Origin of the sequence: Pleomorphovibrio marinus (assembly GCF_003347495.1) — a bacterium.
In the GTDB taxonomy this organism is placed as follows: domain Bacteria; phylum Bacteroidota; class Bacteroidia; order Cytophagales; family Cyclobacteriaceae; genus Pleomorphovibrio; species Pleomorphovibrio marinus.
On sequence record NZ_QCXY01000001.1, the window covers coordinates 1 to 24,843 of the forward strand.

Genomic DNA, 24,843 nt, shown 5'->3' on the forward strand with positions numbered 1-24,843 from the left:
ATTGAATTGTACTGCTGATCAGAACAAATAAACACAAAAAAACCACGAAGGAATTAGTTTTTCCCTGCGTGGTCAAATTTTATCGAATTTTCCAAGAAGCCCTGAGTATCTTCCTTAAAACAACAAAAAAAATCAGCGTTATCTGCGTTATCTGCGGGGAAAAACTCTCCCGCAGATTTCGCCGATTTCCGCAGAGGGGCTGTCTCTAAACATATGGATCTTCATTAAAACAACATAATAAAAATCAGCGTTATCTGCGTTATCTGCGGGGAAAAGCCTCCCGCGGATTTCACGGATTTGCGCAGAGGAGCTGGCTCTAAACTTAAGGATCTTCATTAAATCAACATAATAAAAATCAGCGTTATCTGCGTTATCTGCGGGGAAAAACTCTCAAGCGTATTCCGCAGATTTGTGCCATCTCTTTTCCAGCAATTTTTTATTATCAGGAATCTCCCTACAAGCTATTTACTTTTCTGAATATCCCCTCATTGATATTGGAAACATTAAAATTAACCAAAACCCCCAATTTTAAATTGGTTAACTTTAAATATGTTACTACCTGCTTATGATGGACTTCAGCAAGCTTTTCTACCGACTTCACTTCCACAATAACTTTTTCTTCAACCAAGAGGTCTAATCTGAAACCCAACTCTAGTTTCACCTCTTTGTAAACAACGGGCAAGGGTACTTCTCGCTTTACATCCAACCCTTGGCGAATCAATTCATATTCCATAGCTGCAACATACACCGACTCCAATAAACCTGCCCCTAATTCATTATAGATTTCGTATATGGCACCACGAATTTTATAGGAAATATCATTCTCTTGCATAGCCTAAGAATCAATTGAAATTAAAACACCTTAAAACAATCAATCCCAATATATTTATTAACTTTTTTTAAGAATATAACTATAAAAATTTTAATAAATTTAGGAATGACTCGAATTCTCCTTTGCTTTTTTGTAATACTGCTTAACCTCTCCTGTACAAAAAAAGAGGGCTTTTCGGAAGGAAAACCCATTTATGCAGTACAGTTGGCCGACTCTATCAAAGTTAATTACCTAGGCAACTTGGTAGTGTTCGATTTCGAAGCTGAAACTGGGTTATATCTGGGAAGAAATAATGCCACAGAAGAAATCCTGTTGTTTGATGACACGGGTGAGATCAAACACCAATTCACCATGCATACCGACGGCCCAAACGCCATTACCTGGGCAATGGGAATTGGATTTCTGGACGGGCATGTAAGCATTCTAGACCGGAAAATGGGTATTGTGACTTTTACCCACAAAGGCAGCATCAAAAATGTGACTTCAATCCCAAATGAATACTTCTACCTCAATAGTCTTGACTTTGCAGCTCAAAAGTTAGGAAATGAGCTGGCCTATATAAAACCAATGCGGGAAGAATTTGACTTATCCGATTGGTCTAAAACATTTAAATCCATTTATTCCGGTCCCATCCTAGAACTACTTGAGCCAGGAACAAGCCGGATAAGAACAACCATGCCTTTCCCTCCCAACACCATTTATGAGGACGGCAACTACTACCATTGGACATTTCCCATCATCCGGAAAAACGAAAACGAATGGTTGGTCAGTCTACTGGCAGAACGAAAATACCATGTTTATTCGCAGAAAGAAGGGGAGATTCAATTTGATAGGACTGTGGACCTGGCAATTGAGGATGCCATCGATATCCGAGGAGTTCCCCTCAGCAGGAACAGTGAAATGCAGGAAGCCTCAAAATTTAATATTTTTGGAAAGATAGAGCAGATTTACCATAAAGGTGATAAAATATTGGTGATCTATACCAAGGGCATCCCAGAAGAGAGAGTAAAACAGCAAAACCGTGAAGACCCCATCAAATGGATGCAGTTTATCTATAGCATTCCTAGGTATCTTGCTGTGTTAGATCAAAATCACCTACTCCTTGAAAAAGATATACTCCTTCCTGGACATATGATTTTTACTTCAGTACTCAGTGGAAAAGGGGAAATAATAGCCGTCAAAAACCAGGAAAGCTTAGGGTTAGAAGAGGATGATGTGACGGTTTACAAGCTAAATGTAGAATCCAAATAAACACTTTTAAGTTACCCCCTCTAGCATAACCAATTCCTCCTTTCCCCAAATAAAGAAATGCTGCCTGGAAACAATTGCCCTTATATATTCTGGATAACCTTTCTCAAATCCCTTTAGCTACACTGTCCTAGCAGGAACCAAATAAGTATAAAAACCAAAATCGTGCTGAAGCATCCGCCTCCGAGTTTGTAGGCACCATAGCCCGCAAGTAGTCCTTTAAAAATATTTCTCATGGTATAGTTGGTTAGGTAGTGCTTTCAATTTGAAAGACCGACTCAAACATAATAAATATTAAGATAAATTCAATATTTTATAATTAAACATTAAATTATTCTTATCATTTATTAAATAATACATTTACAAATAGGTGTTTATTTTTTATGAAAATCCCAGATTAAAAAATGTACTCCTAAAAAACTGAAAAAAAAAGCCGGACAATTTGCCCGGCTTTTTTTAATTCTGATTCCATTAAGGACTACGCCACCTTTTTGGCGGGCTTTTTGGTTTCCTCTTTGGCAAGTTCCTTCTTCATTAAGTCCACCACTATTGGAGTGGCAATATAAATGGAAGAATAAGTACCCACCAACACACCGATCAATAAGGCAAAAGAGAATCCCCTCAATACCTCACCACCAAATATCAACAACACTAAGACCACAATCAGGGTAGTGGCGGAAGTGATCAGCGTCCTTGCCATAGTTTGGTTGATGGCATCATTAAACATGGCGACCAATCTGCCTGTACCCCTGTTCGCCACGTTTTCACGAATACGGTCAAACACGATCACGGTATCATTAATAGAATAACCAATTACGGTTAGTACCGCTGCAATAAATACCTGGTCTATCTCAAAAGTGGCTCCAAAGGCACTTGCAATAGCAAAAGCGGCAATCACGAATAAGGTATCGTGAATCAAGGCTATGATGGATCCCAAGGAGAACTGCCATTTCCTAAACCTCAACAAAATGTATAGGAAGATTGCCACCAGTGCAAAAAACATGGCCTCTCCGGAGGAACGTTTGATATCGTCAGCCACGGTGGCCCCTACCTTGTTGGAGCCTGTTATGGCAAAATTCCCGTCTCCGAGAAGGGAGGCATTTTGAATAAATTCCAGTCCAGTCACGTTGGAAATACCTTCTCTTACTCTATTTTCAACCTCCCTGTTTGCCTCGTCGGAGTCTTCATTGATCAGGTAGGAAGTCGTCACCTTGAGCACGTTGTTGGCACCATACGTTTTTACCTCCACAGCACCATCAAACTCTGCGTCTAGCCCTACTTTAAGCTCAGATGCGGGGATTGCCTCGTTAAATTCAACAATATAATAGCGGCCACCGGTGAAGTCCACGCCGAATTTCAAGCCATTGATGGCTGCAATTCCCAAACCAAGTACAATTATGGAAGTGGAAATAATGTAAGCAAATTTCCTTTTGCTCAAGAAGTCTATGTTTAGACTGCCAAGCACGTTCCTGGAAAATGGGGTTTCAAAAGAAAGTTTGCTCTTGTCCCCTTTTTTACTCATCCAGTGAACAATTACGCGGGTGATAAACACGGCAGAGAAAAAGGAGGATGCTATACCAATCATCAAAACAATGGCAAATCCTTTTACGGGTCCCTGACCCAATGAATAAAGAATTGCACCGGTTAAGAAAGTGGTGACATTAGAATCCAAGATAGCACTGAAGGCCTTGTTATAACCGCTGCTGATGGATTGCAACAACCCTGCACCATTTCTAAGCTCCTCTTTGATCCTTTCGAATATAAGGACGTTGGCATCAATAGACATCCCTATGGTAAGTACGATACCCGCTATTCCAGGCAAGGTCAATGCCGCACCCAACTGGGCTAATATCCCGAGAATAAAGAATATATTGAAAAGCAATGCAGCAATGGCCACAAAGCCTCCTTTTGCATAGTAGGCAACCATAAAAAGCACTACCAATACCAAGCCAGCAATCATGGAATTGATTCCCTGTTTACTCGCTTCTATTCCAAGGGTAGGTCCTACAATGGCTTCCTCCACAATTCTTGTTGGTGCTGGCAAGGTTCCTGACTTAAGGATATTGGCCAAGTCTTTTGCCTCTTCCATCGAGAAGTTACCGGTGATTTCAGACTGTCCTGATGGAATTTCCCCCTGTACGGTTGGGGCTGTGTAAACGAAATCATCCAGCACTACCGCTATCCTATTGCCGATATTATCGGCAGTCAACTTCCTCCATCTTCTGGCCCCATCTGCATTCATCTGCATGCTTACTGCGGGACGGGAAGATTGGTCATAAGTTTGCCTGGCATCCGTGATCACATCGCCTTCCAATGGTGCTTGCTCCGCTCCCCTTGGAGCTTTGATGGCGTGCAATTCCAAAAACTCCTGGTTGCCGTCTTTTTGAGGTTTCACTGACCACAGAAAGCGGATATCCCTTGGCAGCATGGACCTAACGTCATCCCGATTGATAATGCGGTTGATGGTAAGGGTATCACGAACTTGATACACCAATCCGTAATTCGCCTGCAACAGAGAAAACAAAGGCGAAACGCCCACATCCAAGCTGTCTCCTTCGTCGGTTCCTTCGGCCAATTGCCTGGCTAAGTCACTTTCCAGGTCAGTGGTATCCGCTAGAGCAGGCTCCTGTCCATCCCCTTCCGGTTTTTGGGCTTTGGCTTCTTCCACCAGCATGGCATTTACCCGCTGTAAGGCATCTCCAAAATCATTGATTTCTGCTACTTCCCAAAACTGCAATTTAGCCACTCCCTGCAAAAGGTTTCTTACCCGCTCGGGGTTATCCACACCGGGAAGTTCAATCTGAATCCTCCCGGATCCCTGGATGCGTTGGATGTTGGGCTGGGAAGTACCGAACCTGTCTATCCTGGTCCTAAGAATATTGAAAGACCTGTCAATGGCATTTTCAACCTCTTCGTCGATGACATTTAGGATGGCAGAGTCGGAGGTCTCCAGCGAAATCCTGCCCCTATTGGCCGCAGTGGCAAATATGGCGTTAAGCTTTCGGTCTCCTGCCCTGGATTGCCATTCCTGGTAGAAAAGGTCCACGAATTTTTCATTGGTGGTCTTGGCTCTTTCCACCGCAGCGGCTATGGCCTCATTGAACACGGGATCCTTGCTATTGCCCGAAAGCCCCCTGACAATTTCTACCGGGGAAACTTCCAAAGTGACGTGCATTCCACCCTGTAGGTCAAGTCCAAGTCCCAACTCCGTTTGTTTTACCTCCTGATAGGTAAAAGGGAAACCTAGGAAACTGTATACCGGCTCTCTCCAAATAGAGTCCAAGTAGGTCTGTCGCATGGCAAAATCCACATTGCCAGTTTCATCTGTGGCGTATTCCGTGGCTTGCGTTTGCACACGGTTTGACACCAAGGTAAACGATAAATAGTACAGGCACAAACCCGTAATCAATACCGTCAGGAAAACGATTATACCTTTGTTTTGCATGATAATTGATAAATATTAAATTGATTTAAACGTGTATGCTTATCCATTTGCAAGCAGGGCATTAACCCTCCCCTTGCTCACAAGGAAATGCGATTAGAGAATTAAATAAGGAAGGAAATTAGGGTGCGTTGGTGGAAATAATCCGTTCAAAAAGTATCTCGAAGAAGGCATTGGAACTGGGTACAAAGCTTACTAAATCAGTCGATAATTTAGCTTCCCCTCCAAACACCTCGTACATGAAATGGAACACTTGATCCATAACCACCCCCACAAAGGGCACCACTGCATCCACAGCAGTATGAATGAAGGTACTCCCGTTCTTTTCCGAGGATTCGTCATCCTGGTGTTGTTCAGTTTTAACTTGCTCATTTTGATTTTCCTCAAACTGAACCAAATATTCTGAACTGGAAATAAGCACACAAAAAAACACAACCAACATAAGCGTTAGTCGCTCTCTTATAAGTTGCTTTTGTGTGTAGGGCTTATTCATCGGGTGCAAATATAGAAATTAATCCAAATAATATCAAAATTTCATAAAATTCATTAGGGATTAAATCCTCTTATTATCAGCGGATTACTGGATACCCTATTAATCTTATTAGAAAGAACCGCTATCCAATGGGGAAAAAAGATCCCTCCAAATAATAGGGAATTCGAAAGCAGGGCTTTCCAAAAGAAGCTAGATCTACCCTTATTATCGCATGGGAAAGTGCTCTCTTAACCTGGTAGGTTCTCGTAGCATTTCATATGTTTATATTGTCTTTTCAGTGGTCATATAGCCTGCCCCGAACTCGTTTCGGGGAACTCGTTTCGGGGGAATCTCGCAACGATAATCATCCCACCGTGTGTCGCTCGCGTCATGCCCTGACTGCCATCAGGACAGGCTCGATTTCAACTTACTTTTTGATTTCTTCGATTTTGTCCAGAATTTTGATTTTAATTTCAGATTCCAATGACCTACCTATTTAGCCTGGTTTTGTTAACACCCTATAGATTATTACTCCTATCTTGGATCCTTAATTAGACGACTTTCAATTTGAAAAAAATCCCAGAGTTGAAGCTTTCCGGAAATATAAAATAGAAATTGCCCAGACCACCATCCACCTTTAGTCCTTAAGCCCTTTAAAAATAACTTCCCAAATTAATTTGATAAGTCAATACTAGATCATTTTCCTACACATCATATGAACTACCTTCAATTTATACGTAGAAACCCCATCATGATGGTTTTTGGAATAATGATGACTGCGCTTTCAAGCTTCGGCCAAACCTTTTTACTTGCCTTATATGTACCCCATCTAATTTCAGAATTCTCCCTATCCAACAGCTCTATATCTACATTTTATGGGGTAGCAACCATCGTAAGTGCCTCGCTTTTGCCTAAAGTAGGGAAATTAATCGATACCGTTTCCATAAAAATATTCACCATTGCCACTACTGTACTTTTTTCTATCTCGCTTACCCTTTTCTCCCTCGCCACTGTATGGTGGGTCATCCCCATTTCATTTTTGGGATTGCGACTTGCTGGTCAGGGGCTTTATTCCCATATCTCCATTACCACCATGTCCCGGTATTTTGAGGCCAACAGGGGTAAGGCAATCAGCCTTGCCTCATTGGGGCATCCATTGGGTCAGGCCATTTTGCCTGCTATTATTTTGTTGGTCATTAGTGCAGTGGGCTGGAGGGAATCCCTATGGATAAATGCTGCCGTAATTACTGTTATTGTAATTTCATTTACCCTTTTTGTGTTAAAGGAAAAACATTTGAAAAACGAAGGGGGTAGTGAAGAAACACAGGATACAAACCCTGCTTCAAAAAAAGTAAGGCAAAGGGACATAATGCGCTCAAAGGAGTTTTTGCTTTTGGCACCCAACGTTTTTTTCATCCCCTTCGCTATTACCGGACTGTTTTTCTATCAAATCCCCATCGTAAACTTCAAAGGTTGGGGGGAAGGTGTTGTGGCTTTGGGACTTACCTTTTATGCGATTTTTGGAGCCACAAGTATTCTTGCCGCAGGCCCTTTGATTGACAAGCACAGCGCAAGAACCTTTTTCCCTTGGTATTTGATTCCCTTTTTCTTTGCTATTTTGGGACTTTGGCTGATCCCTTACACATGGGCAATGTTTGTCTATATGATATTGATGGGGCTTTCTGTAGGGTTTGGTTCGGCAATATTGGCAGCCTTGCAAGTTGAGTTTTTTGGGAAAAAGTACATAGGGACCGTCCGTAGCCTATTCACCTCTATGATGGTGTTAAGTTCTGCTGTAGGCCCTGCCTTGTATGGGTTGATTTTAGATGTAGGTTTGGGTTTTGGGGCAGTGTTTGCCATTAGTCTTGGCATTCTTTTCCCAATAATAATCCAGTCCTTCCGAGCCATGCCCAGCTTCACTAAGGCCAAATGGAAATTTAAATATAAAAGAATCAAAAAGAAGTTCGGGAAAAGGCATCATGGATAAATTTATCCTTTGAAGCTACCGGCCCTTTACCGGTTTACCTTATGCTTTAAATAAATTTTAATTACCTCCAAAGCTCTTTCGAACCCCCTGTTGTTGGGTACAATCAGGTCGGCATCGTGCTTGAAGGGCTCTATGTATTTTTCGTAGGTGGGCATTACGTGATTTTCGTATCGGTACAACACATCATCCAGATCATAGCCTCTCTCTACCTTGTCCCTTACTATCCTTCTTCTTAGTTTAATATAGTCTTTGGCATCTATAAATACCTTTAAGTCCAGCAGGTTGGCAAGTTCCGGGTAGTAAAGTACAAAAATGCCCTCCACCACCACGACCGGGGCAGGCTTAAAGGTCAGCATTCTAGGTTTTTTATTGGGATTGTTAAAGGTGTATTCCTTCCTTTCTACGGTCTCCCCCGCCTGTATTTTTCTTATGTCATTGGCATAGGCCTCAAAGTCTATAGAGTGGGGGGTATCGAAATTGTGGATACCTTTCGCATCCATGGGCTGCTGATGCCTTGGCTTGTAATAGTTGTCCTGGGAAATAAGGCACACTTGTTCCACATCAAAAGCATTGAGCAGTTTGTCCAAAAATAGGGTCTTACCAGAGGCACTCCCCCCTGTAATGCCTACAATATAAGGTTGGTTCATGGGAGACAAAAATAAGGCATATTTCCGAAACCTAGGCTCTTAACAAAAATTCCCTCAACTTCCTTACGGCCTTTCCTCGGTGGCTGATGCTGTTTTTCTCTTCCAAGCTTAGCTCGGCAAAGGAACGATCGTAACCCTCCGGGACAAAAACAGGATCATATCCAAAACCACCCGACCCAGTTCTGGAGGTGGCGATCTTGCCAATTACTTCCCCCTCAAAGCTAAACTCCTCCCCTCCTGCAATCAGGGCAATCACCGTCTTGAACCTTGCTAACCGGTTGCCCTTACCCTGCATTTTCGAGAGCAGCAAATCCACATTACGTTCATCACTTCTCGGCTCACCGGCGAATCTCCCCGAATACACTCCAGGGGCTCCCTGTAGGGCATCCACTTCCAGGCCGGTATCATCTGCAAAACAGTCTATCCCATAGTTTGTATGTACATACCTGGCCTTCTGAAATGCATTTTCCAGCAGGCTTTCCCCAGTCTCTTCCAATTCCTCCCTGCAGCCCAACTCCTCAAGGGACAGGATCTCCAGCTTTCCCTCTAGGGCTTTTCTTATTTCTTCCAATTTTTTGGGGTTGTTGCTAGCAAAACAGATTTTTCTCATGCCCGAAATTATTAAATTTTCGTGAACCCCTCCCACCTGGGGCATATTTTCCTTAATTTCCCCAGATGAAAAAAGTGACAGTATATTGTGGGTCGAGTAAAGGCAACAACCCTGTGTATGTGGAGGCGGCAAAATTACTGGCCAGAGAATTAATTAAAAGAAACCTATCCCTCGTGTATGGTGCGGGAAACATTGGGCTAATGGGAGTAATTGCAGATGAAATGCTGGCTGCGGATATGTCCGTATATGGAATTATCCCCCAAAAACTGGTAAATATAGAGGTGGCGCATAATGGGTGTACCGAACTTACGGTGGTGGAAACCATGAGGGACCGAAAGTGGCTGATGGCGGAAAGGGGAGATGGGTTTATAGCCATGCCAGGTGGAATAGGTACCCTAGAGGAACTTTTTGAAATCATGACGCTCAATCAACTGGCCTATATCCACAAGCCCCTCGCCCTATTTAACGTGAATGGCTACTATGACAAACTGTTGGAGTTTCTAAGGCAAGCCTGCGATGAAGGCTTTTTAAAAAATGTTCAATTGGACTCCCTTATCGTTTCAGACCAACCAGAGGAACTGATGGATAGGATGGTCTCCTTTCAATCCAGCACTTTTCCAAAAGGATAGCTGAAATCGAGCCTGTCTACAGACAGGCATGACGAGCAGGTCACACGGGGGGATGATTAAGATTGCGAGATTCCCCCGAAGCGAGTCCCCAGAAACAAGTTCGGGGCAGGCAGGGGCAGGCTACCTGCCTGACGGTTTAACTGCAGAATGCATGGCAGTCAGGTGTGACCGCTGAAAAGAAATTATAAACAGATAAAAGTTAAAGCTTAGCCAAGAGTTCTACCGACAGTTTTTCAAGGAAAATTTGGTCTATCTCATCGAATTGCGCGAGTCTTTCCGAATCGATGTCCAGCACCATAATGACCTCCCCATCCCTGACCACAGGTACTACAATCTCCGATTTGGAAGCGGAGTTACACGCGATATGGCCGGGAAAGGTCTCCACATCCGGCACCAACTGGGTTTGCTGGGTTTTCCAAGATATACCACACACCCCTTCCCCAAACTTAATCCGTGTACAGGCCAAAGGCCCCTGAAATGGACCCAGCACTAAGGTGTCTCCTTTTACTAGGTAAAAACCCACCCAAAAGAATCCGAAAGCCTCTTTTAGGGCTGCTGCTAAATTGGCAAGGTTAGCAATAAGGTCGGCTTCTCCCTCCACCAGGGCTTTCAATTGTGGCAGCAAAGCTTCGTACTTTTCCTGCTTATTTGTTGCATTTTTTAAATCCAAAGGCTTTTCCATCATCCATGTAATTTACTAAACTGAAGCAATCCCCCCTGTTCCTGGGAGTTAAAATAAATTTTCAACAAATCACCGGATATCTCCATAATCTTTTGGGGTTCCAAGTCCAACTTGGGTGAGGGTATGCCTTCGCCAAACCTGACAGGCCCTACAAATACCCTTGCCTCATCCCAAATTCCCAATCGAATAAAATGCTGCAACAACACCGATCCCCCTTCAATGATTATACTCTGTACCTTTCTATCATACAGGTCATCGAGGATATCCTCTACACTGAATCCCTCTTCCAATTTGACATACGAAAGGTTTTTCACCTCTGAGGATTTCAACAGGTTATAACATATTGTTGGTTGACTGCCATCAAAAAGGGAATAGTTTGTGTCCAAGGTAAGCTGCTTGTCTATCAAAACCCTAATAGGATCCTTGCCCACCCAATCCCTTACATTTAACCTTGGGTTATCATAATAGGCCGTTTTTGTACCTACCATAATAGCGGCCTCTTCTGCCCTCCACCTATGTACCATCTGCCGGCTAAGAGAATTGCTAATCCATTTGCTGTCATAATTTTTTCTAGCCACGAAACCATCCTGGGTCTGGGCCCATTTCAGTATTACGTACGGTCTTTTCTTTTCCATCATGGTAAAGAACCGCCTGTTTTGCCACCGGAGCTCGTCCTCCAGCACACCTGTAGTTACCTCTATCCCCGCCTCCCTTACTATTTTTACGCCTTTACCGCCTACCAAGGGGTTACTGTCTATGGCGCCGATGACCACTCGCTTTACTTTCCTATCTACCAATAAGTCCGCGCAGGGAGGAGTCTTTCCATGGTGGGCACAGGGTTCCAAGGTCACATACACAGTACTTTCCTTCAATAATGCCTTATCTTTTACACTGTTTATCGCATTGGGCTCAGCATGCAACTGACCATATTCTTTATGATAGCCCTCACCTATGATTTTACCCTCATGTACCACCACGCAGCCTACCATAGGATTAGGACTTACACTCCCCATACCTTGGAAGGCCAATTCCATGGCCCTTTTCATAAAGTCAGCATCCCTTTTTTGAAGAGTAATCGAATCAGTCATTTGTTCTTTCACGTATTGGGAGATTACCTAATTGCACCAGGGAGTCCAGTGTGGGGCTCACCTGAAATGCAGTATCCAAATAATTTATGTTAGGCTGGATAATTACTGTATAAGTAGCCGGGGGCAAGCCTCTTAGCCTAAACTCCCCCCTTTGGGGATGAGCCAAGGTGGTGATGGTGTCCCTTTCGCTGATGGCATATACCATAGGATAGGAATTGGCAGGCTGTACGGTACCCCTGATTTCTGTCACTTCACTAGCATCAAATGCCCTAATGGAGGGGGAAAGCTCCCAACCACCGGAGTCAGCTTGCCGAATGGATTTTACAACACTAAAATCCAGGTATAAATCAAAAGAAAACCCGGCTGGAACATTGAAATTAACGTCCAACGTCAGGCGGTTATTAAAATCAGTGGATGGCTGAAGATTTACCCGCTCCCCTTGGCTAATCAGGTAATTGTTGTCCCCCAGGACCAGCCTAACGCCAATGATTTGGCCGGATTGGATTTCCTTCCTACCCAGCAGCAACCTTTGATCAGCAATGAGTTCCGTCAGGGAAACGGTTTTGATAGAAGGAGTGTAGGGGATAAACAGCCAATCTGCATTTTCCTGACCCCTGGATCCTGTGGGCAATACCTCAACGCCCAATACCTCCACCCATACCTGCTCGAAAGAACCCGGCTCGTCAATAAGCAGCACATTAACCAGTGCTTTCTGTTGACTTTCCAAATCTTCGCAAGAACTGGTAAGCAACAAAAAGAGCATCAACATAGAAAATGAATAAGATAAGCCTTTCATATGATTATAATTTGTTTTTTAAAGGCCATATAGCCTGCCCCGAACATATTTCGGGGAACTCGATTCGGGAGCCTGTCCCGAATTTATTTCGGGAGAATCTCGCAGTCTATAATCATCCCAGTGTGTGACGTTCTCGTCATGCCTGCCTGTAGACAGGCTCGATTTCATGAACAGATTTTACACATTACTCAAAAACCTAACGCAAAGGTAAAGGTTTGGTTGGTTTATTCCATCCAAATCCGGCTGTCCTCAGTGATATACCATCTTTTGTCTTCTTCCGTTTTTGAAGCTGCAGACACCTTAAACCGCGTCTCACTCACTTCAAAAAACATCTCTTGCAGCGTAGGAGTCAATCCCAACTCTGAAGCCTCATTAGCATATTTTTTATGTACTGCCCAGTACTTCTTTTGGGCAGAATAAATGGTTCTTAATTCATCTTTCACCTTCTCATCTGGCAAGTGCCTGGCTTCTAAACTGCTTTCTCCCACGGCCTTTTCAGAAAATTCCACAAAACCCCATCTCTCCGGTATATGCATATTGATCTCCCCAATAGGCGACCACACCCAATTGTCCTCTGGGAAGGGCTTTCCGGTGTCGGGGTTGATTACTTTTTTATAGATTCCACTTTCCGTTTCCAGTTGCCACTGCACCCTGGAAAAGTTGATTCTCCACTGTTCCCCATCATGCGGGGGCCTGTAGGAAGGCCCTGACTGGGAAAGGGCTTTCCAAGGTATCGCCATTTCCACTGACCAATACTCATCTTCGTCGGAGGGGTCATTTAAGGTCCCGCTCAGGTACACCTCATACTCAAATCCATTGATGTTCCACCCGTTGATGGGCTTTCCACCGTTTCTATAAGGTTTGGTCAACATAAGGTCCCAGAGGGTGCCGAGCGCATTGATTTCCCACTCATAGTAATTATGCGTATCTCCGTCCATATCCAAAAAAACCTCTATGTCATTTTCATGAAAAATCACCGACTCAGGCTCTTCATAGGTTGCCCAAAGGTGAGGTTCTTCCATTTTCACCCCAATGTAAAAATGGTCTTCATCCCAAAGCATCTTCATTCTGGTAAGGTAGGTAGGAGCTGGGAAGGTCCCTCCCTGTATATCCACAAAGGGTTCGGACCATGGCGCATTCTCCCAAGATTCTTCATCGAGTTTACCGTCAATTTCGGGTTTTTGGTCCACTTTAAAAGCCACATAACTTCGTCTGATTTCTGGTGTATACTCAGGGGTCTGGGCCAAATTATCCCATGAAACTCCCAAAAAAATAGACGAAAAAATAAAATGGGTCAAACAAATCCTTAAAGCTTCAAACGTAAATAAGTTATTCATACTAAACGATATCAATTTCAGTTAATAGAAAACCATAATATATGGTATCTCAAATATGACTGCTTTTTGGGAGATTTGTGATTTTTTCTTAGAAAAAGGCTTTATGAACTAAAAAGCCAAACACAAAAAACATATATACCGTCTGTAGAATTTAAAAATAATTACCTGCCAAAATCATTAATTTTGAACCAATCAAACCTACCTGAAAAGAAAATAAAATTTTTTTGATTTTTAATAGGTAAAAAAAGGGATTTGACCGGAATACATAGATCATGATAAATTTAGGAAAAAGTAAAGGTTGGCTGATCGGAGCTGGGTTGTTGGTTCTGCACGGTTGCGGAGAAGGGCAAAAGCAGGAAAAGGCCTCTAAAAACACCCCGAAAGAGGTTCCCGTAATAGAGGTTGTGGCCAAGGACACTATTCTACACCGTCAGTTTGTGGCGGATATCAAAGCTGTACAGAATGTGGAGCTTAGGGCTAGGGTACAGGGGTTCCTAGAAGAAATCCATGTGGACGAAGGAAAATTTGTCCAAAAAGGACAATTGCTTTTTAAAACAAATGACGAGGAGTACAGGGCTGATCTTGCAAAGGCCATAGCCAACCTCCAAAGTGCCAATGCTGAGGCAAAGGTGATGGAATTTGAAATGGAAAGGTTGAAGGTGTTGGTAGACAAGAATGTCATATCCGAATCTGAACTTGAGCTTACTAAAGCAAAATATGAGGCCGTATTGGCGAAAATACAAGAGGCCAAATCGGCAGAAACCAATGCCAAAGTAAGGCTATCCTATGCGGAAATCAGGGCTCCTTTTAGTGGCATTATTGATCGTATTCCCCAACGTACGGGAAGTTTAATAGACCATGGCACCTTGTTAACCTCCATCTCCGATGTGAGTGCTGTTCATGTTTACTTCAATGTGTCAGAAAGGGAGTATTTGGAATATATGCAAGCCAGCATGGAAGAAACCACCCAAAACGATGTCATCCAATTAATCTTGGCAAACGGGGTTCCTTATCCGTATGAAGGCATGATCGAAACGATGGAGGGGGAATTTAATGCCAATACTGGATCCATTGCCTTTAGGGCAAAATTTCCCAATCCCAATAGCTTGCTTAAACATGGCGCTACAGGTAAGGTAATCCTTACCAATGCCATTAGAAACGCCATTATTATTCCCCAAAAGGCGGTTTTTGAAATTCAGGACAGAAGTTTTGTGTATATCGTAGACGAAAACAATGAGGTCCGCATGAAAAGCATAGTACCGAAAGCTAGGTTCTCCCATTACTACATTGTAGAATCTGGCTTGTCTGAAGGAGAAAAAATTGTATATGAAGGATTTCAAAATCTCAGGGACGGAATGATAATTATTCCACAGTCCTTTGCACTTGACAGTGAAAAAATCGAGGAAATCAGTGAAGAGATTTCCATGATAAGTACCTCTACATCAGATTCACCTCAGTAGTATAAGCCATGTTCCGAATGTTTATCAAAAGACCAGTATTGTCGCTGGTCATCTCACTGTTTTTTGTCCTTTTAGGGGTTTTATCTTTTTTCACCCTCCCTGTAGAGCTTTTCCCCGACATTGCCCCCCCATCCGTGGCCGTAAGGGCCAAATACAGGGGTGCTAATGCGGAGGTTTGTGCCAAAACTGTGGCTACTCCGCTGGAAAAGGTGATCAATGGAGTTCCCGGAATGACCTATATGACATCTGTATCCAGCAACAGGGGGACGACTGTGATCAAAATCTTTTTTGAGGCGGGCACTGACCCCGACTTGGCTGCGGTAGAAGTACAAAACCGAATATCCACTGTCGTCAACGAATTACCGGAAGAGGTGGTAAAGGCTGGGGTGACGGTTGAAAAGCAGGTGGAGGGCCTATTGATGTATCTCAATGTGGCCAGTGAGGATACCGAACTTGACGAAGCATTTATTTACAACTTCACTGATCTTAACGTACTTCAGGAGTTGAGAAGGGTAGATGGAGTTGGGTTGGCCGAGATTATGAGTACCAAGGATTACTCCATGCGTATATGGCTTAGGCCCGATCGGATGACTGCTTATAGTGTATCCGCTGATGAGGTAGTGGATGCCATTCGTAACCAAAACGTGGAAGCTGCTCCTGGACAATTGGGGATAAGTTCAGGAAAGAATGCTCAAATGCTTCAATACGTGTTAAGGTATACTGGGAAGTTCTTTGAACCCAAGCAATACGAGAACCTCGTGATAAGGGCTAATAATGATGGCTCTATTTTAAGGCTAAAAGATGTAGCAGAGGTGGAGTTTGGATCCTTAAACTATGGGCGAATTTCGAAGACAGATGGTAGGCCGGCTGCTTCTATAATGATCATTCAGCGGCCAGGGTCTAATGCAAGAGAGGTAATTGCGAATGTAAAAGCACGCATTGCCGAAATTAAAGAGGATACCTTTCCAGCAGGTATGGACTACAAGATATCCTACGATACCTCCAGGTTTTTGGATGCCTCTGTCAAGGAGGTTCTCATCACCTTAATGGAAGCCTTCATTCTGGTGTTCATCGTTGTTTTTATTTTCCTTCAGGATTTTAGGAGTACTTTAATACCTACACTGGCCGTACCGGTGGCGCTAATTGGTACTTTGTTCTTTATTCAAATGATGGGTTTTTCCATCAACTTGCTAACCTTGTTTGCACTAGTGTTGGCCATTGGTATAGTAGTGGACAATGCCATCGTGGTAGTAGAGGCTGTACATGCCAAAATGGAAAAGGACGGACTTCAACCCATGGAAGCCACTTTTGCTGCGATGAAAGAAATCTCCGGTGCCATCATAGCCATTACTTTGGTGATGTCAGCGGTATTCGTCCCTGTGGCATTTATGACCGGACCCGTGGGCATATTCTACCGGCAGTTTTCCATCACCCTGGCCATTGCAATTGCCATTTCTGGAATTAATGCCTTGACCCTTACACCTGCCTTGTGTGCCATTATGCTGAGGAATCATTATGGCCAACATCATAAGCGAAGTACTTCTTGGTTAAAGCGATTTTTTGACAAATTCAATGTTGTCTATGGGTTTTTCGAAAATAAATATGCGAAATACGTAAGGTATTTAGCCCCTAAAAGGGCTGTTACCACCCTAATCCTTTTGTTTTTCTTTATTGCCACCTGGGGGATTAGCAAGGTGCTCCCTACAGGCTTCATCCCCACAGAGGACCAAAGTATGATATACGCCAATGTCACCACTCCTGTCGGCGCAACTGTGGAAAGAACAGAAAAAGTACTGGACCAACTTCAAAGGAATATCGAGGATTTGGGAGCTGTGGAATCAGTATCTAGCCTGGCGGGCTATTCACTCTCCAACGGGCTATCCGGAGCCTCCTATGGGATGGCCATGATTAATCTCAAATCCTGGGACGAAAGGAAAGAGACTATTCAAGAAACCATGGAAGAGCTAAGGGAGCGGACAAAACTGATTTCAGATGCCAAGATTGAGTTTTTCCTCCCTCCAACCGTCTCTGGGTTCGGAAACAGCAGTGGCTTTCAGATGAAGTTATTGGATCAAACAGGCACAGGGAATTTGGAACGCCTGGGAATAACCACTGAGGATTTTATTGCTGCCTTGCAAGAAGCTCCCGAAATCGGCGCAGCCTACACGGATTATGATCCGAACTTCCCCCAATTCATGGTGCACATTGACCAAGATATGGCAGCAAAAAAGGGGGTTACTATCCAAAAGGCCATGAACACATTACAAATCCTCCTTGGAGGTATGTTCGTGACCGATTTTGTGCGATTTGAGCAAATGTATGATGTGATGGTGCAGGCCTCTCCGGAATACCGTTCCAAGCCGGAAGATGTATTGAACCTTCATGTCAAAAACAATATGGGTGAGATGGTGCCTATATCCACCTTTCTAAGCATGGAAAAAGCCTACGGCCCGGAACAACTCACCCGGCATAATATGTACAACAGTGCAACGGTAAAGGGGGTGCCTGCTCCGGGGTTCAGTTCTGGGGAGGCTATAGCCGCCATAGAAAGGGTATCCAGGGAAAAATTACCACAAGGGTATGGCTATGATTGGTATGGTATGTCCCGAGAGGAAGTGCATTCGGGCAGTCAAGCTATTGTCATCTTCCTGGTATGTCTGCTGTTTGTGTACCTATTGCTGGCAGCCCAATATGAAAGCTTCCTATTGCCACTACCTGTGATTCTTTCCTTACCCACAGGGGTATTTGGGGCCTTTTTTGTGCTTTACTTGGTTGGGCTACAAAACAATATATATGCCCAGGTGGCATTGATCATGCTCATAGGCCTACTCGGAAAAAATGCCATTTTGATTGTAGAGTTCGCCATTCAGAAAAGGAAGGCAGGACAGTCCGTAGTGGAGGCAGCGGTGGAAGGTGCTGTGACTAGGCTTAGGCCCATTTTGATGACCTCTTTTGCCTTTATCGCAGGGTTGATTCCCTTAGCCCTGGCCACAGGGGCAGGCGCTCTTGGCAACCGTTCTATCGGTACTGCTGCGGCAGGTGGCATGTTGATCGGAACCATTTTCGGGTTGATCTTGATTCCCGGACTATATGTAATTTTTGCAAGGTTCACCTTAGGCAAGGAAGAAAAAAGAGTGGTACAAGAAAAACCAGAGGTGGTATTGGAAAAAGTTTAATTGAAGCATGGAAACAAGAAGAGAAAGTCAATTTTCATATAGGAATAGTATCCATGGTTTTACCCTAATTGCAATTTTACTTTTGGGTAGCTGTAAGATCATGGAACGTCCAGAGATGCCTGCAATAGCACCAATGCCAGAAGTTTTTATGAATTATACGGACAGTGCTGGACTTGCGGAAATATCTTGGCGGGAGTTTTTCAACGATCCTCACTTGTTGGATTTGATAGAAACTGGGCTAGGAAACAACCTGGACCTACTATCCGCATTGGAACGTATAGAAATAGCCAGGGCCAATTATAAGGTAAGCAAAGGACTGGTCTACCCTAATTTTGACGCCATTGTAAGATATAGGTCAGGAGATATTCGGCCCAACCTTTTCAATGGAACAGTAAATGGTGACAGAAATGTGATTAATAGGGTGGAGAATAATTTCGTGGGTTTCCAGAGTACTTGGGAAATAGACGTTTGGGGAAAAATGGGTGACCGCAGGGACGCTGCCTTTAACCGGTTACTTGCCACAGAAAAGGGGAGACAGCTTATCATCACCAATTTGGTTGCTGAAATAGCACTAATCTACTATGACTTATTGGGTTTTGACATAGAACTGGAGACGATAGAGAAAAACATATCGTTTCAAGAAATGGCATTAGAGCTCATTAAAATCCAAAAAATGGCCGGAAGAGCAACTGAACTTGCCGTCCAGCAATTTTCCGCCCAGCTGCTGAATACCCGTAGTTTGGAATACGAAAAAAGACAAGACATCCTAGAAGCAGAGAATTACCTGAACTATCTACTTGGGCGATATCCACAGCCTGTAGAAAGAGCCGCCTCTTTAATGCAAATCAAACTGCCCTTCATCGCAGAAATCGGAATACCCTCTGACATGCTATTTCGGAGACCAGACATTCAAATGGCTGAGTACGAGTTGAGAGCTGCTGCCCTAAACGTAGAAGCGGCCAGAAAGGAGTTTTTACCCTCCTTTAGCCTGACCCCATACATTGGGCTAAATGACCGAAGCATTCCTGCAGCCTTTCAATTCCCAGGTGCGGTTTCTGTAGGGCTATTAGGAGGCATCACTGCCCCAATCTTTGCCCAAAACCAAATCAGGGCAGGGTATCAAGAGGCCATTTCATCCAATAAAATCGCAATTTTCCAATACCAGGAAACCATCCTGCGAAGCTATAGGGAAGTCATGGATAAACTTCAACGTATCCAAAACCTGAGAAGCGTGTATGCTTTAAGAGATGAGGAAACAGCCGTTTTACTAAATGCGGTGACAAGCGCAAACGAACTTTTCCGGGGAGGATACGCCTCATACCTGGAGGTAATTACCGCACAATCCAGGGTATTGGAGGCAGAACTTGGAATGACTGACACCAGAAGACAGATGTTTTTTACCGTTGTGGATTTGTACAGGGCACTAGGAGGAGGCTGGCAATAATTTTACCTTTCCATCCTCAAAATCCAAGGGTATTCCTAATTTTGCCATAATTATGATGGACTGGACCAAACTTCTGCAAGCAGAAAAGACAGAAACTGCTGTCTCCTCCCCTTTTAGGAGTGCTTTTGAAAGGGACTATGACCGGATAGTGTTTTCGGCACCTTTCAGAAACCTTCAGGACAAAACACAGGTTTTCCCACTCCCGGAAGATGACTTCGTCCACACACGTCTTACCCATAGCCTTGAAGTAGCTAGCGTGGGTAGGTCTTTGGGTAAGTCCGTGGGAGAAATCCTCATCAAAACGAATCCAAGGCTTACCAGTCTAGGAATTACTCCCTATGATTTTGCCGCCATCGTTTCCGCTGCTGCCCTGACCCACGATATAGGCAACCCTCCCTTTGGTCATGCCGGGGAAAATGCCATTTCGGACTTCTTTAGATTTCACGAATGGGGAAACGCATGGAAACCCCTGGTCTCTGAGCAGGAATGGCAAGATCTTGTTGATTTTGAGGGGAATGCGCAAGGGTTCCGGATGTTAGTCGACAAATCCAATGGGCTTCGGATATCCTCGGCCACGCTGGCGGCATTTACCAAGTATCCGAGGCCATCTTTTATTTCCAATGCATTACCCGGTCGTAAAAGTCAAAAGAAGTATGGCTTTTTTGTAGACCAACTGGCAACATACAGGCACCTGGCCAAAGAATTGGGACTAAAAGCAGTGGGTGAATACACTTGGGTCAGGCATCCCTTGGCCTTTTTGGTAGAGGCAGCAGATGACATCTGTTACAGCATCATAGACTTGGAAGATGGCTGTACGCTTGGTTTGGTCAGCATGGAAGAGACCATTTCCCTTTTGGCAGGCATCATTGGTGAGCGGTTTTCACCAAAGAAGCTGCAAGAATACAAAAGCAAAAAGCAGAAACTGAGCATACTCCGGGCTATGGCCATACAACAGCTAGTGACCGAGACAGTAGAGGCATTCCGAACAAAAGAGGAGGACATGCTGACAGGGTTATTTGACCAGGCCTTAACAGATACTCTGCCATCTACCTCGGTATTGGGAGAAATCAGTGCCTTGTCGGTAAAAAAAATATACCGTTCCCAACCTGTTTTGGAGAAGGAAGCGGCCGGTTTTCAGGTATTGGAAGGGGTGCTGGAAGTGTTTTCCAGGGCATTATACCATAAGTTTCACGACTCCTCCCGATTTTCTGGACAAGACAGGAGTATATTGAGGCTGCTTCCCGAGGGCTTTCCACTAGGAGAGGATGTAAGTCCGTATTTTCGGTTGCGTGCACTGATGGATTTTATTTCAGGCATGACGGACAAATATGCCCTTTTGCTGTATAGAAGGGTAAAGGGTATTTCCATCCCAGGTAGCTAGGGACTATTGATTCGCCAAAAGCCACTGTCCACAAATGGAAGGCTTTATGGAATAAATGTGGTAAAGCCAACAGGTATCCTACTAGTTTTTCTGTTTTTGGAGTAAAGATCACCCACTTTTCTATTAACTTTGTCCCTCCTTTTGAAGGAGTTGGGATTAGGCGATTTTAACCCCTTCGGCTCCATAGAAATTAGTTCTACAGAAAGAAACACCTAGAATACTGTGAAAAAATACCGGGAATTCAAACAGGTGAGCTATCCTGAAATAGGAGAAGACATACTGGAATTTTGGAAAAAAGATAAAATATTTGAAGAGTCCGTAAAAAACCGGGGTGGAGCACCATCCTATACTTTTTATGAGGGACCACCCTCTGCCAATGGCACCCCGGGTATTCACCATGTGATGGCCCGGGCCATCAAGGACGTGTTTTGCAGGTACAAAACCCTTAAGGGTTTTCAGGTAAAGCGTAAAGGGGGTTGGGACACCCATGGGCTTCCTGTGGAATTGCAGGTCGAAAAAGAGTTGGGCATTACCAAGGAGGATATAGGTAAGAGTATCTCTGTAGCCGACTATAACCGAAAATGCCGGGAGACGGTGATGCGGTACAAGGACGAATGGGATGAGCTCACAGAAAAAATAGGCTATTGGGTGGATTTGGATGATCCTTATATCACCTTTGAACCCAAGTATGTAGAAACCCTTTGGCACTTACTAAAGAAGCTTTATGAGAAAGACCTGCTTTACAAAGGCTATACCATTCAGCCTTTTTCTCCTGCTGCAGGTACAGGGTTGAGTTCCCACGAACTCAACCAGCCTGGATGTTACAGGGATGTGAAGGACACCTCAGTTACGGCTCAGTTTAAGGTAAAGGATAGCGAAAACACCTTTCTGCTGGCCTGGACCACTACGCCCTGGACATTGCCCTCCAACTCCGCCTTGGCCATTGGAGAAAAACTAAACTATGTAAAAGTAAAAACCTTTAATCCCTACACTTTTGAGCCCCAAATGGTAATCCTGGCAGAGGCAAGGATGGCTGTGTATTTCAACCAAAAAGCAGAGGGCATCTCCTTGTCCGATTACAAATCAGGAGATAAGCTCATTCCATATGAGGTCGTTGAAAATATAAAAGGCAGTGATTTACTGGGTATGGAATATGAGCCCCTTTTCCCTGTAGCAGGTATCATTCAACCATTCCCTGCCTATACGGTTATTCCGGGTGACTATGTGACTACAGAAGATGGAACAGGGATCGTACATCTGGCCAAAGCCTTCGGTGCGGATGATTTCCGGACATTGACCCAGCAAAACGTACCTGGGGTATTTGTAAAAGACGAGAAGGGTGAGGACATCCCGATAGTGGATAAGCAGGGCAAATTCCTTCCTGTGCTGGGAAAGTATTTGCTTAAAAAAATGGGTGAACACCAAATTACGGCCCACAAGACCTTTTCCGAACATGATTTTTATGTAAAGAATTACCTGCAAGAAGATGAATCGGATCCCTCTTATAAGAGCACGGATGTGATCATTTCCATTATCCTTAAAAACGAAAATAAGGCGTTTAAGGTAGAAAAATATGAGCACTCCTACCCCCATTGTTGGAGAACCGATATGCCTGTATTGTATTATCCACTTGAAAGCTGGTTTATCCGAACCACTGCCTACAAGGACAAGCTGGTGGCCCATAACCGAACTATCAACTGGAAACCGGAGGCAACAGGCACAGGTAGGTTTGGAAACTGGCTGGAAAACCTGGTGGATTGGAACCTGAGCAGGTCCCGCTTCTGGGGTACTCCCCTTCCCATTTGGAGGACAAAGGATGGCACCCAAACGATTTGCATAGGCTCCATAGCAGAATTAGAGAGAGAAATTGAAAAATCCATAGCCCATGGGTTTATGGAAAAATCCCCATACGAAGGATTGGAAATAGACCTACACAGACCCTATGTGGATGAGGTGATTTTAGTGTCGGAAAATGGGGAAAAGATGTTTCGGGAAGCCGACCTAATCGATGTTTGGTTTGACTCCGGTGCCATGCCTTACGCCCAGTGGCATTACCCTTTCGAAAACGAAGATGTTTTCAAGGAAAATTACCCGGCAGATTTTATAGCAGAAGGTGTGGATCAGACAAGGGGCTGGTTTTTCACCCTTCATACCCTAGCAGTCTTGCTCTATGACAGTGTGGCCTTTAAAAATGTAATCGCCAATGGACTGGTCTTGGACAAAAACGGAAACAAGATGTCCAAACGCCTGGGAAATGCCGTGGATCCATTTGCCACCCTTAAAAGCCACGGCCCCGATGCCCTACGGTGGTACATGCTCAGCAATGCCAACCCCTGGGACAATTTGAAATTCAATATAGAAGGGGTAGAAGAGGTGCAAAGGAGGTTTTTCGGAACCTTGCAGAACACCTATAATTTCTTTGCTTTATATGCCAACCTGGACGCCTTCACGTATGAGGAAGCCAAGGTAATACCCCTGGTGGAAAGGCCAGAACTTGATCGGTGGATAAGCTCTAAACTTCAATCCCTGATCCTGGAGGTGGAGCAGGCCATGGAAAATTACGATGCGACCCCAGCAGCACGGGCGATTTCAAATTTCACCGTGGACCAATTGTCCAATTGGTACATCAGGCTTTCCCGAAAGCGGTTCTGGAGGGGCGATATGAATCCCGACAAGCAGGCTGCCTACGAGACGCTTTATGAATGCCTGCTTACCCTATCGCAGTTGATGTCGCCCATAGCTCCATTTTATGCTGACTGGCTCTATAAAAATTTGGTTCAAAATGCGTTAGAAGCAGGACATAAACTACCCCAATCGGTTCATCTTACAGACTGGCAGGAAGCTGCATCCCACAAAATCAACAGGGATCTGGAAGCCAGCATGCAGTTGGCTCAAAATATTTCTTCCCTTGTGCACAGCCTAAGGAAAAAGGAAAAACTAAAGGTAAGGCAACCGCTTCAAAAGATCCTGATCCCTGTGCTGAACCAAAATACCCGAAAACAAATCCAGCATGTGGAGGCCCTGATCAAAGCCGAGGTCAATGTGAAAGAGATCTCCTACATTGATGACACATCTGGCATTTTGGTAAAAAGTGTAAAACCCAATTTTCCTTTATTGGGTAAGAAATATGGCCCCAAAATGAAAGAAGTGGCCAAGGCTATACAGACCTGGGGCAAGAAGGAAATTGCTCTTGTGGAAAAAGAAGGTTCCTACCCTATTACACTTTCCGGAGAGCAGGCTCATATTGCCCTGGAAGAAGTAATTATCCAATCCCAGGATATTCCGGGATGGTCCGTTGCATCCGAGCAAGGGGTGACGGTGGCACTTGATGTTACGGTAACAGAGCATTTAAAACACGAGGGCATTGCCCGGGATTTGGTAAACCGAATTCAGAATATCCGGAAAGAAATGGGAATGGAGGTTCAGGATAAGATCACCATTTCAATAGGCTGCCAAGACCAAGCAGTGAAGGATGCTGTAAATAACTTCACGACTTATATAAAAACAGAAACTCAGGCGTTGAAGTTGGAACTGAATGGAAAGTTAAAAGAAGGTATTTTATTGGATATGGACGATTTTGAACTCACCGTTAAGGTAGAGAAAGCATAAGCT

The 24,843-nt window shown here is 44.1% G+C and carries 18 protein-coding genes; 8 read left to right on the forward strand and 10 right to left on the reverse strand.

Features of this window, described 5'->3' with window-relative positions:
• Positions 1 to 454: 454 nt before the first annotated feature.
• On the reverse strand, positions 455 to 832 hold the full coding sequence (locus DB520_RS00010) for a GxxExxY protein (RefSeq protein ID WP_114747639.1): 378 nt from the start codon (positions 830 to 832) through the stop codon (positions 455 to 457).
• A 105-nt stretch (positions 833 to 937) separates the two neighbouring features.
• On the opposite strand from DB520_RS00010, the gene DB520_RS00015 reads away from it, so the two are divergent.
• A complete protein-coding gene (locus DB520_RS00015; RefSeq protein WP_114747640.1) occupies positions 938 to 2,083 on the forward strand; it encodes a hypothetical protein in 1,146 nt (381 codons plus the stop codon).
• Between the two features lie 475 nt (positions 2,084 to 2,558).
• Here DB520_RS00015 and secDF read toward each other — a convergent pair whose 3' ends face one another.
• Both secDF and DB520_RS00025 read right to left on the reverse strand, forming a co-directional pair.
• Positions 2,559 to 5,525 carry a protein translocase subunit SecDF gene (secDF, locus tag DB520_RS00020; protein ID WP_114747641.1) on the reverse strand — a complete coding sequence of 989 codons (2,967 nt, stop codon included), beginning with the start codon at positions 5,523 to 5,525 and terminating at the stop codon, positions 2,559 to 2,561.
• A 118-nt stretch (positions 5,526 to 5,643) separates the two neighbouring features.
• Entirely contained in the window at positions 5,644 to 6,015 is a 372-nt protein-coding gene (locus tag DB520_RS00025) for a hypothetical protein (RefSeq protein ID WP_114747642.1), read from the reverse strand.
• A 694-nt stretch (positions 6,016 to 6,709) separates the two neighbouring features.
• On the opposite strand from DB520_RS00025, the gene DB520_RS00030 reads away from it, so the two are divergent.
• Entirely contained in the window at positions 6,710 to 7,981 is a 1,272-nt protein-coding gene (locus DB520_RS00030; protein WP_232834774.1) for an MFS transporter, read from the forward strand.
• A 26-nt stretch (positions 7,982 to 8,007) separates the two neighbouring features.
• On the opposite strand, the gene udk is transcribed toward DB520_RS00030, so the two are convergent.
• Both udk and rdgB read right to left on the reverse strand, forming a co-directional pair.
• Positions 8,008 to 8,628, reverse strand: a complete 621-nt coding sequence (gene udk / locus DB520_RS00035) for a uridine kinase (RefSeq protein ID WP_114747643.1) — start codon at positions 8,626 to 8,628, stop codon at positions 8,008 to 8,010.
• A 31-nt stretch (positions 8,629 to 8,659) separates the two neighbouring features.
• Complete coding sequence (rdgB, locus tag DB520_RS00040; protein WP_114748696.1) at positions 8,660 to 9,238, reverse strand: RdgB/HAM1 family non-canonical purine NTP pyrophosphatase; 579 nt, start codon at positions 9,236 to 9,238, stop codon at positions 8,660 to 8,662.
• Positions 9,239 to 9,303: 65 nt separating this feature from the next.
• On the opposite strand from rdgB, the gene DB520_RS00045 reads away from it, so the two are divergent.
• Positions 9,304 to 9,867 (forward strand): LOG family protein, encoded by a 564-nt coding sequence (locus DB520_RS00045; protein ID WP_114747644.1) that lies wholly within the window; start codon positions 9,304 to 9,306, stop codon positions 9,865 to 9,867.
• A gap of 199 nt (positions 9,868 to 10,066) precedes the next feature.
• On the opposite strand, the gene DB520_RS00050 is transcribed toward DB520_RS00045, so the two are convergent.
• The 5 genes from DB520_RS00050 to DB520_RS00065 are packed head-to-tail and all read right to left on the reverse strand — an operon-like array spanning position 10,067 to position 13,770.
• On the reverse strand, positions 10,067 to 10,549 hold the full coding sequence (locus DB520_RS00050) for a GAF domain-containing protein (RefSeq protein ID WP_114748697.1): 483 nt from the start codon (positions 10,547 to 10,549) through the stop codon (positions 10,067 to 10,069).
• Positions 10,549 to 11,637, reverse strand: a complete 1,089-nt coding sequence (gene ribD / locus DB520_RS00055) for a bifunctional diaminohydroxyphosphoribosylaminopyrimidine deaminase/5-amino-6-(5-phosphoribosylamino)uracil reductase RibD (protein ID WP_232834775.1) — start codon at positions 11,635 to 11,637, stop codon at positions 10,549 to 10,551. The genes DB520_RS00050 and ribD overlap by 1 nt, the downstream gene beginning before the upstream one ends.
• Entirely contained in the window at positions 11,630 to 12,433 is an 804-nt protein-coding gene (locus DB520_RS00060) for a DUF4382 domain-containing protein (RefSeq protein ID WP_114747645.1), read from the reverse strand. The genes ribD and DB520_RS00060 overlap by 8 nt, the downstream gene beginning before the upstream one ends.
• A gap of 18 nt (positions 12,434 to 12,451) precedes the next feature.
• A complete protein-coding gene (locus DB520_RS27135; protein WP_157971878.1) occupies positions 12,452 to 12,601 on the reverse strand; it encodes a hypothetical protein in 150 nt (49 codons plus the stop codon).
• A 56-nt stretch (positions 12,602 to 12,657) separates the two neighbouring features.
• Complete coding sequence (locus DB520_RS00065; RefSeq protein ID WP_114747646.1) at positions 12,658 to 13,770, reverse strand: carbohydrate-binding family 9-like protein; 1,113 nt, start codon at positions 13,768 to 13,770, stop codon at positions 12,658 to 12,660.
• A gap of 272 nt (positions 13,771 to 14,042) precedes the next feature.
• Here DB520_RS00065 and DB520_RS00070 point away from each other — a divergent pair, with 272 nt between their 5' ends.
• The 5 genes from DB520_RS00070 (at position 14,043) to ileS (ending at position 24,840) form a co-directional block, all read left to right on the forward strand.
• Positions 14,043 to 15,230 carry an efflux RND transporter periplasmic adaptor subunit gene (locus DB520_RS00070; RefSeq protein ID WP_114747647.1) on the forward strand — a complete coding sequence of 396 codons (1,188 nt, stop codon included), beginning with the start codon at positions 14,043 to 14,045 and terminating at the stop codon, positions 15,228 to 15,230.
• 8 nt (positions 15,231 to 15,238) lie between these two features.
• Entirely contained in the window at positions 15,239 to 18,406 is a 3,168-nt protein-coding gene (locus tag DB520_RS00075) for an efflux RND transporter permease subunit (RefSeq protein WP_114747648.1), read from the forward strand.
• 7 nt (positions 18,407 to 18,413) lie between these two features.
• Positions 18,414 to 19,850, forward strand: a complete 1,437-nt coding sequence (locus DB520_RS00080) for a TolC family protein (protein ID WP_114747649.1) — start codon at positions 18,414 to 18,416, stop codon at positions 19,848 to 19,850.
• Between the two features lie 52 nt (positions 19,851 to 19,902).
• Positions 19,903 to 21,231 carry a dGTP triphosphohydrolase gene (gene dgt, locus DB520_RS00085; protein ID WP_114747650.1) on the forward strand — a complete coding sequence of 443 codons (1,329 nt, stop codon included), beginning with the start codon at positions 19,903 to 19,905 and terminating at the stop codon, positions 21,229 to 21,231.
• A gap of 222 nt (positions 21,232 to 21,453) precedes the next feature.
• The gene (gene ileS, locus DB520_RS00090) at positions 21,454 to 24,840 is read left to right on the forward strand and encodes an isoleucine--tRNA ligase (RefSeq protein ID WP_114747651.1); all 3,387 of its coding nucleotides are present in this window, start codon (positions 21,454 to 21,456) and stop codon (positions 24,838 to 24,840) included.
• Positions 24,841 to 24,843 lie beyond the last annotated feature (3 nt).